This is a genomic window from Kitasatospora sp. NPDC056327 (genome assembly GCF_042261735.1).
Taxonomy (GTDB): Bacteria; Actinomycetota; Actinomycetes; order Streptomycetales; family Streptomycetaceae; genus Kitasatospora.
On record NZ_JBHJRC010000186.1, the window covers coordinates 1 to 8,487 of the forward strand.

The 8,487-nt window shown below is 73.6% G+C and carries 10 protein-coding genes and 1 pseudogene; 4 read left to right on the forward strand and 7 right to left on the reverse strand.

Translation table 11 applies throughout. The features are described from left to right. Positions 1–116: 116 nt before the first annotated feature. Positions 117–806 carry a hypothetical protein gene (locus ACFCX4_RS24275; RefSeq protein ID WP_376145962.1) on the reverse strand — a complete coding sequence of 230 codons (690 nt, stop codon included), beginning with the start codon at positions 804–806 and terminating at the stop codon, positions 117–119. A 784-nt stretch (positions 807–1,590) separates the two neighbouring features. Between ACFCX4_RS24275 and ACFCX4_RS24280 the strand changes: the two genes are divergently transcribed. Continuing rightward, entirely contained in the window at positions 1,591–2,064 is a 474-nt protein-coding gene (locus tag ACFCX4_RS24280; protein WP_376145965.1) for a PH domain-containing protein, read from the forward strand. A 68-nt stretch (positions 2,065–2,132) separates the two neighbouring features. Here the strand turns inward: ACFCX4_RS24280 and ACFCX4_RS24285 are convergent, their stop codons facing one another. From ACFCX4_RS24285 to ACFCX4_RS24295, 3 genes are all read right to left on the reverse strand, one after another. After that, on the reverse strand, positions 2,133–2,348 hold the full coding sequence (locus tag ACFCX4_RS24285; RefSeq protein WP_376145968.1) for a hypothetical protein: 216 nt from the start codon (positions 2,346–2,348) through the stop codon (positions 2,133–2,135). Between the two features lie 159 nt (positions 2,349–2,507). Further along, complete coding sequence (locus ACFCX4_RS24290) at positions 2,508–2,981, reverse strand: hypothetical protein (protein ID WP_376145971.1); 474 nt, start codon at positions 2,979–2,981, stop codon at positions 2,508–2,510. A 169-nt stretch (positions 2,982–3,150) separates the two neighbouring features. Further along, complete coding sequence (locus ACFCX4_RS24295; protein ID WP_376145974.1) at positions 3,151–4,080, reverse strand: NADP-dependent oxidoreductase; 930 nt, start codon at positions 4,078–4,080, stop codon at positions 3,151–3,153. An 87-nt stretch (positions 4,081–4,167) separates the two neighbouring features. Here ACFCX4_RS24295 and ACFCX4_RS24300 point away from each other — a divergent pair, with 87 nt between their 5' ends. Next, on the forward strand, positions 4,168–5,106 hold the full coding sequence (locus ACFCX4_RS24300) for an AraC family transcriptional regulator (protein WP_376145977.1): 939 nt from the start codon (positions 4,168–4,170) through the stop codon (positions 5,104–5,106). A 262-nt stretch (positions 5,107–5,368) separates the two neighbouring features. Further along, positions 5,369–5,761: a hypothetical protein gene (locus ACFCX4_RS24305; protein ID WP_376145980.1), complete on the forward strand. Its 393-nt coding sequence runs from the start codon at positions 5,369–5,371 to the stop codon at positions 5,759–5,761. A 175-nt stretch (positions 5,762–5,936) separates the two neighbouring features. Here the strand turns inward: ACFCX4_RS24305 and ACFCX4_RS24310 are convergent, their stop codons facing one another. Together ACFCX4_RS24310 and ACFCX4_RS24315 are read right to left on the reverse strand one after the other, a co-directional pair. Continuing rightward, the gene (locus tag ACFCX4_RS24310) at positions 5,937–6,344 is read right to left on the reverse strand and encodes a hypothetical protein (protein WP_376145983.1); all 408 of its coding nucleotides are present in this window, start codon (positions 6,342–6,344) and stop codon (positions 5,937–5,939) included. Positions 6,345–6,562: 218 nt separating this feature from the next. Beyond that, the gene (locus ACFCX4_RS24315) at positions 6,563–7,369 is read right to left on the reverse strand and encodes a DUF4037 domain-containing protein (protein WP_376145986.1); all 807 of its coding nucleotides are present in this window, start codon (positions 7,367–7,369) and stop codon (positions 6,563–6,565) included. 700 nt (positions 7,370–8,069) lie between these two features. On the opposite strand from ACFCX4_RS24315, the gene ACFCX4_RS24320 reads away from it, so the two are divergent. Next, positions 8,070–8,240, forward strand: coding sequence for a hydrophobic protein (locus ACFCX4_RS24320; RefSeq protein ID WP_376145989.1), 171 nt, complete (start codon positions 8,070–8,072; stop codon positions 8,238–8,240). A gap of 174 nt (positions 8,241–8,414) precedes the next feature. Here ACFCX4_RS24320 and ACFCX4_RS24325 read toward each other — a convergent pair. Further along, positions 8,415–8,471, reverse strand: a pseudogene (locus ACFCX4_RS24325) (hypothetical protein); the annotation flags it as partial. Positions 8,472–8,487: the final 16 nt, after the last annotated feature.

Genomic DNA, 8,487 nt, shown 5'->3' on the forward strand with positions numbered 1-8,487 from the left:
GCGCTGGGTGCCCCGGTGGGCGGGGGGCCGGGCAACCTTCCCCCCCGGCGGCGCCCCGGCCCGCCGGGCCGCCCGGGGGGCGGTGCCCCACCGGCGGGCGCCCCCCCCGGCCGGAGTCAGAGCTTCTCCGCGCAGGCGGCCGGCGAGAACAGTTCGAACTTGGTTGACGGCACACTCAGCGAGAGGCGGGTCGCTGCGTTCTTGGGGCAGACCTCGTTGGTGTCGCCCTTGAGGTAGGTCGGGATGAACACCCTCGCCAGCCGGTACTCGGGGCGGTTGGCGCCGGTGCCGTCACAGGGGGTCTCAAGTGTGACGGTGACCCCGTCCGTGGCCCTGGTCCCGTCCGTGCTCGTGGTCACGTACACGCAGTCGCCGACGATCATCTTGGCGCCGCCGCCCATACCGGCGTCGCCGGGGTGAGGGGCTTCGAGGTTGCGCAGACAGGCGTAGGCCTCCAGGCCACCGAGAACCGATGCGGCACCGGTGACCTGCAGCAGGTTCTGGCCGAGGTCGAGGAGCAGGTCGGTGTTGTCCGCGCAGCTCCGGGCCGCCGCGACGGCGAGCGCGGAGACGGACTTGCCGGTCCTGCCGGGGATCGAGAGGAACGTGGGTACGTCGGGCCTGGGAGGTACGGCGGTGGCGCTGCGTTTGGTGATCTCGGCCACGGCGGAGACGTGCCGGCAGTCGACGGACACGTACGGCGGACCCGTTCCCTTGGCCTTGCCGCGGATCGGAGCGGCACACTGGCCGGCCGGGAAGTACGCGTCGGTCAGGCCCACGGTGGTCGGCGCCGTGACCGTCGGCATCGTGACCGTCGGCGCCGGCCTCACCGGGGGTGTCGTACGCCCTGCGGCCGTCGCCGCTGTGCCTCCCGTCGCCGTGGCCGTCAGCGGTGCCGATGACGCCGGCGGCGCCGATGACGGGCTGCCGGATCCGCAGCCCGCGAGCACGAGGCTTGCCACGGTCAGGCATGCCGCACGAACGGCCCGCCCGGTGAGGTACCGCATCCCGTCCCACCCCCTTGCCAGAAGGCTAACGCACCTTTTTGCGTTGGGAGTTGGGATTCCGAAGACACTCCCCGGGAACGATTCCGCGCCCGCCCGGACGGCCCGCGGAGGGCGGTCGGCACCCCGCCCGGCGGCCCGCGGCGCGCTACGTCCTGCTGGGGCCGAAGGCCGTCCTGGCAGCGGTCGCCCTCGCGGTCGATGCGTCCGGCCGGACGCGCTCCACGCCCTCCGGACCGCAACCACCGGCTTCACGCTGCGCATGGCGGCCGCGGTGGCGCTGGCGCCGGCGGCGTTCCCCGGCCCTCTCGGCCGCGCCGCCCACGAAGCCCGCCGCCTCCCGGCCGACCTGGCGGGTCGGGGAACGCCGCGAGGCTCGGATCAGCTTCGCCGGCCGCCGTCCCGGCGAGGGCCGATGGCGACGTGGCGGGGTGCCCGCAGCAGGCCGGTGCGGCCGGCTCCGAACGGACTGCCAGGTGTCCCGGCAATGGCCTGTCGGCGAACAACTCCCGTCCCTATACTGCGAATCCGGCCTGTTCCGCCGATCACGAGAGCGGACCGGCGAAGACGATCGGGGGGCGGCGGGATGAGCGACGACCGGCTGAGAGTTCCGCACGAGTACCGGGTGGCGACGACGCGGGTCGGGGGGCTCGCGCTCACCGTTCTGCTGCTGTCCTTCGGGGCGCTGCTACCGCTCTGGAACGACCAGGAGTTCGCGCCGTCCACCAGGGCGATCGGCTCGCTGCTGGTGATCGGCTTCTGCGTGCTGGTGATCGTCGGCGCCGCCCGGGCCGGCACGCTGATCACCGCCCAGGGGGTCACCGTCCGCGGGATGGTGCGCCGCCGCCGGCTGGCCTGGGCCGAGATCGCACGCTTCGGCACGGCCCCCAATCCGAACGCGCACATGGGCCGCGGCGCGCCGGCGTTCCTCACGTACGCGTTCCGTGCCGACGGCCGCAAGGTCCACCTCCCCTACGTCGACGACAAGCACGTCCTGGTCGACCGCGAGGTGGAACGGCTGAACACCCTGCTCGCCGAACGCCGCGGCGACGCCGGCTGAATCCGGCAGGGGCGCACCACGGATCCGGCACGGACCCGGCCCCCGCCCGGAGGACGCCCTGCCCGCGGTCACTTGTAGGGCGGCATGTTGTGGTCCGGACTTCCGGCACTCCAGTCCATGCGGGACACGAGGACGGCCAGGAGGAGCACCACCACGATCACGACGAGCACCCCCACCCAGAAGCTGTCCGCAGGTCCGGGACGGTGGGGCTGCGGCGGGCCCGGCCGGTCACCGTCGCCCTCCCCGTCACGGTTCCCGGGATCGCCGTCGGTCTCGGATGTCACAGCGCCTCCTTCGTCCGGGGCCATGGCACCGCCGCACGCCGGAGTCGTCAATACCGCTCTCGGCGGTGGGCACGGGGCCGTGGTTGCTTCGTCGCGGGCGCAGCCGCAGCCTCGTGCCGCCGGACGGGCACCGGGTGGCCCCTCCACCGATTCGCGCCGTCAGCCGACGGTCAGACTCGCGCGGGCCGCGATCATGAAGGCGCTCTTGTGCTCTTCGAGGTGCTCGTTGACCTCCACCCCGTCGATCTCCCGCCAGACCGCCTGGTTGAGCGCGCGCCCATAGGCACGAGCGGGGGCCTCCAGGGCCGGGTCACAGAGCAGGACCATCCCGCGGTCCGCCGCCCAGAGGCTGGTCATGACGGCCCGGGCCCGGGTCATCCAGCCGTCCTCGTCGGCGCCCCACGGTTGCGGACGACTGTAGGCGGCACGTTCGGCGTCCTGGGCGCACACGAGGAACTCCTTGATCGCCTGCACCTGCTCGGCCCGGCGCGTCTCGGCGGTCGCCTCCGACTGCCGCCGCTCCGCGGCCCGGTCGGCCGACCGCTGGGCAGCACGCTGCGTGAAGGCCGTCAGCCCACCTCCGAGCGCCACGCCGCCGAGCGAGAACGCCGATGCCCACAGTTCCCCCGCCATGCCACATCACCTCTCGACACGCCCTTGCCCGCCCCATCAACGGGCGCATCGTCTCGCACCCGGCCGATCGAGTCCTCCTCGCCCCCGGAATACGGGTCCGTGGCCGCCCGATCTGCTCACGGCCGGGGTGATCCTTGATCCACCCGGTGACGGCCGCGGCCCGCCGGTGTCAGGGGATGACCAGCACCTTGCCACGGATCCGGCCGGCTTCACCGAGCCGGTGGACTTCCGCGAGGTCGGCCAGCGGGTGCGATGCGCTGATGTCGAGGGTGATGGTGCCCGTGTCGACGAGTTCCACGAGTGCCGCGAGGTGCGCCAGCTCGTTGCGGGCGATCATGTGAGTGGCCGTCACCCCGGCTCCGGCGGGTGGTTCGACGGGGGTCGCGATCGAGACGATGCGGCCGCCCGGCCGGACCGTGGGAACCAGCGCCGCGGCGTCCTGTGGGCTCAACGGTACGAGGTTGAGCAGGGTGTCCACCGGGCGGTCGAGCGCGGATGCGACCGGCGCGGCGGTGTAGTCGATCACCTGGTCCGCCCCGTGCCGCCGGACCGCCCCCGTGCTGCGGGCACTGGCCGTGGCGATCACCTCGGCCCCGGCGTGCTTGGCGAGCTGTGTGACGAAGCCGCCGGTCCCTCCCCCCGCACCGTTGACCAGGACCCGCCGGCCGGCGGCCACCCTCCCGTGCTCGAAGACCGCCTGCCAGGCCGTCAGGCCGGCCAGGGGCAGCGCCGCGGCGTGCGTGAGAGGAACGGACACCGGCGCCGGAACCAGCACCGCGCCCGGCGCCGCGACGTACTCGGCGGCCGCGCCCGCACCGTCCAGTCGTCCGACGACCCGGTCGCCCACGGCCCACCGCGCCGTCCCCGGGCCGACTTCGACAACCGTGCCGGCGACGTCCCACCCCAGTGCAAAGGGGAGGGTCACGGGCAGGAACGCCTGCAGCAGCCCGGCGCGCAACGCGGCCTCGGTGGGATTGAACGACGTCGCCGCGACCCGGACGAGCACGTCACCGGGGGCGGGCCGCGGCAGCGGAACCTCGTCGATACGGATCACGGACACATCGCCGAACGCGTGGATCCGCGCGGTCTTCATCTTCATGCCGCGAACCTAAGGTCCCCGCCGGAGACGATCCATATGTCAGGATGCCCTGTTCATGCGCGAACGTCTCCCGCGTACGCTCGCCGGGTGGATGTGCTCAGCGATGTGATCGCGGTGGCCCGCACCGGCAGGCCCCAGTCGGCGTACGTGCGGTGGCACGCCCCGTGGGGACAGGAGTTCGCGGCCGTACCCGGGTCGGCGGGCTTCCAGGTGATCCTGGAGGGCTCCTGCTGGCTCCTGCGCCCGGACACGGCGCCACTGCGGCTGGAGACGGGCGACGTGCTGTTCCTGCCCCACGGCAGCGGGCTCACCCTCGCCGACCACCCGGCGCATGCGGCGACGGCCCCCGTCTGCGCCCCGGACGCCCCCGAACCGCCCGAGTCCTACGCCTCGGACAGCGTCGACCGGCTCGGCCGGGGCGGCCCGGTCACCGTGGTGCTCTGCGGCGCCTACCGGCTCGACCCGGCCCGGACCCACCCGCTGCTGCTGACGCTGCCGGACCTGATCCACCTGCCGGCCGACCCGGACCGCCACCCCGAACTGCACGCGGCGGTCCACCTCCTGGCCGCCGAGGTGGGCAGTCCGCGCCTGGGCGCCGGCACGACCGTCCCCGCGCTCCTGGACACCCTCCTGATGTACGTCCTGCGCATCTGGCTCACCGAACAGCCCCTCCGCGGCCACGGCACCACCGGCTGGGCCGCGGCACTCGGCGACCCGGCGACGGCCGCCGCCCTACACGCCGTCCACCACGACCCGGCCGCGCCCTGGACCGTGGCGGAGCTCGCGGCGGAAGCGGGCCTCTCCCGGGCGGCGTTCGCCCGGCGCTTCTCCTCGCTGGTCGGCCAGCCACCCCTCGGCTACCTGACCTGGTGGCGCATGACCACGGCCGCCCGCCTCCTCAGGACGACGGAAGCGCCCCTGCGGTCCATCGCCGCCCAGGTCGGCTACACCTCCGAGTTCGCCTTCGCCAACGCCTTCAAACGCACGCACGGGGTGGCCCCCGGCGCGTACCGGCGGGCCCGGTGAACCGGCCGCGGGAGGCATCGGAACGTTCGCGCGTCCGCCCGTGCACGACCGGGTGCAGGCCGCCAACCGGCGCCCCGGGACGGTGGCCAGGGCCCTCTGCGGACCGGGCCCCGCGGCTCCGTGTACGGAGTGCGACCGAACGCTCCGTTGGGCTCCCGTGCGCCGTTCGGGGGAGGTTCTCGGGCGGGATTCCGGTGGGAAACCTCCGCACGGGTCGCCCGTCCGGGTGATTCGGAAGGCTCTCGCGAGAGGACCCAACGCCGTGACCGGAACCTGGGACGCCAGCATCAAGCAGCTCTACTTCGCCGACAAGGGCACGCTCTTCACCGCCCGCACGATCACCATCGGCCAGGAGTACGACATCGTCGCCGACATCGAGATCGGCCAGTCCCTGAACAGCTTCCCGACCGAGAACCGCCTGATCGTGGTGGTCGTCGACGCCATCACCAACACCGTGGTGCAGACCAGGACGATCACGATCAACCTCCCGGGCGGCCCCGGGCAGCACCGCCAGCAGGTCCCCGTGACCTTCGGCCCGCTGGCCGGGGTCCAGGACGGCCACGTGCTGCGGGCGGTCGGCTCCTTCCGGGTGAAGTCGGGCCTGAACGTCGATCACGACACCAAGGACGCCGAGCCGACCTTCGCCGTCGCCTGACAGGACCGCGCGGGTCCGACCGGTGTCACCCGCCGGGCCCGCGCGACCGGGTCCGCCGGCGCTCACCGAGCGGACCGGCCATGCGGCGGACCTGCTCAGGTGACACCGTCGAGCCGCAACTCCACAGGCGGAGGACCGATGACCGGGTGGGGCCGACCACGGTGAACCTGACCGTCTACCCGGGCCCCGTCCTCGGTGCGTTCCAGGACCGCGCCCAAGCCTCCGCCTGGTCCAGGGGCCACAGGAAGCGGGTGCCGAACTCCTTCTCCTCGCCGCACGCCGCCGCTGTCAGCGCCCTTACCACTGCCGGGCTGTAGACGGCACGAACCCGGAAGTTCACGAGAAACCGGCTCTTGATCACCATCCGCGCGTAACGACGGCTGTTGCCCCGGTGGCGGCCGGCCACGATGACGTGTTCGCCGCCGTCGCCCCAGGCCGGCGGTGCGATCCACACTTTCGCCCCCGACGCGAAGTGCCGCAGCCCCCGACGAATCTCCAGCCCGCCTTCGCCGTGGCCGGTCTCCGGCGCAATGTTGGCCACGATGCAGATGCCCAGAGGCTCGGGTCCGGTTCCATCCGTCATGGCTGCCATCATCGCTCAGCACGCCCATGGGGTGCGGCCTTCTTCGTGGCCGGGCTTGCGGCACAAGGGGATCGCGCCGCCGGGGCCCCGGCCGGTCCCGGCCGCCGCCGTGGGGCAGATCCTGTAGGGGTGTCCCGTCCGGGTGATTCAATCCCGATCACGATCGCCGGGGCTGCGGGCCCGCTGCCGTGCATATACCGCCCGGTCGGGTCCGCGGCCTACTCAGTCGGCGTTCTCAGCAGCGTGAGGGTCTCCTGGATCAGTGCCCGGGCCCGGGTCACCGTCGCGCTCAGTGCCTCCGGGGTGTCTCCGGGGCGCCGCAGCACGCTGCGGACGCGCGACCCGAAGTCCGGTGGTGCTGTCGGCAGCGTCTCGGCGACGGCCAGGGCGCCCTTCTCGTTGAGGCACCAGCGCCGGTCCGCCGCGTACAACGCCTGCACCAGCACGCCGACCGCTCGCGACAGGCACAGGGAGACGTGGAGGACGTCGGCCCGGGCAGCGCCCTTCGCCGCGGCGCCGGCCAGGAACTCCGCCTCCCAGGCTCCCGCCGTCAGTGCTTCCCGCAACTTCTCCGGATACCTCGCGGTCCGCCGCCGAAGGCCGGTCAGCTCCCCACCGGGATCGGCCAGTACCTGCCCGAGAGCCACCTCGCCGGCGTAGCAGGGCGACCAGAATCCGAGCGGATGTCCCGCCTGCACCCCTACCTCGTACCGGCCCTCGCAGCAGTCGGCCCACACCCGCTCGACCCGGTCCAGGTCCCGGAGGATCCAGTCCACCGCGGCCCCGCCGACCCGCAGCCACGCGCCGCCGTTCACCCAGGGCCCCCAGCCACCTGGAGCGGCCACGTCCACACCCGGCCCGGCCAGCGCGCGCAACGCGGCGACGTCGAGCTCGCCGCGGTAGTAGACGCCGAGGTCCCAGTCCGACTCGGGCCGGTGCTCGCCGCGCGCCCGGCTGCCGCCGAGCAGCACCCCGACCACGCCCGGCACCTGCGCCAAGCCGCGGGCCATGTCCTCGATGATCATCCGCACAGCGTGAGTCTGGCACCCGCCGACACGCCCGGCCAGTCTGTTTCACGGCGACGGTCACCGCCCGGCGGGTGCCGCACCCTACGAGGCACCCCGCCACGATCTGCACCCGTCAACGAGCCGCCGCGAACAGCACCTTCGGACCGCGCCCCGCCACCCGGTCGCCGGCCCCACGGCGGGGCCCCACGGCGAGGGCGCGGCCGACCGCGTTCAGCGCGGCGCCCGGGCGTGACGCGGCTTCCGGACCCGGTCGGGCCGGACGACGGCGGCCCGCGGCCGACGGCGGGGGCGGACGGAAGAGGGCCCGGCCGCGGCCAGAACCATCACCAGCGCCGGCGGAACGAGCAAGAGCACCATGAACACGACCACGTGTGCCTCCAAGGGACATCGGACGACGTCAGCCTCCGGCGCCTGCCCGCTGCGGCCGATGTCATGTCATGGGCAGAGCTGCGGGTGCCCGCCGCCCGAGGCCCGTGCGGCATGGTCCCCGACGGCCCGGTCCGTGATCCGGCGCCACGACGAACCACCGGCAACCGGCTGCGCCTACCCCGCGCCCGGACAGCGACACGCCGCCCGCCCACCCCGCCGGCCTCCGCCCCGAATCCCGGCACCCGGGGCGGCCGCAGTGCGCCGAGCGGGCATGCACCCGGCCCGGCCGGGCAGACGAGCCGTGAACCCGATACGAAGGAGGCACACCGTGGTTCCGCTTCTTCTGGTCCTGCTGCTCGCCCTGCTGCTGTTCGGGCTGGGGTTCGCAGTGAAGATCCTCTGGTGGGTGGCGATCTTCGTCTTCGTCGTGTGGCTGATCGGCTTCATCGCCCGGAGTACGAGCTCGGCGGGCAGCCGCGGCCGCTGGTACCGCTGGTAACCGCCGCGGCACGGCGCGCCGCCCCTTGCCCTGCGGGATCAGGTCCTCCATCACCGCGCCGCTGCTCGGGCTGATCATCGACAGGCCGAGCAGCCGGCCCACCGCGCTGGCACTGGTGATCACCGAGTCCGCGCCGGACTGCTTGAGCAGCGGCACGTTCTCCTCCTCGCGGACCGAGGCCACGATCTTGACCGTCTTGCTGAGCTGCCGCGCGGTCAGCGCGACCAGCACGGCGGTGTCGTCGCGC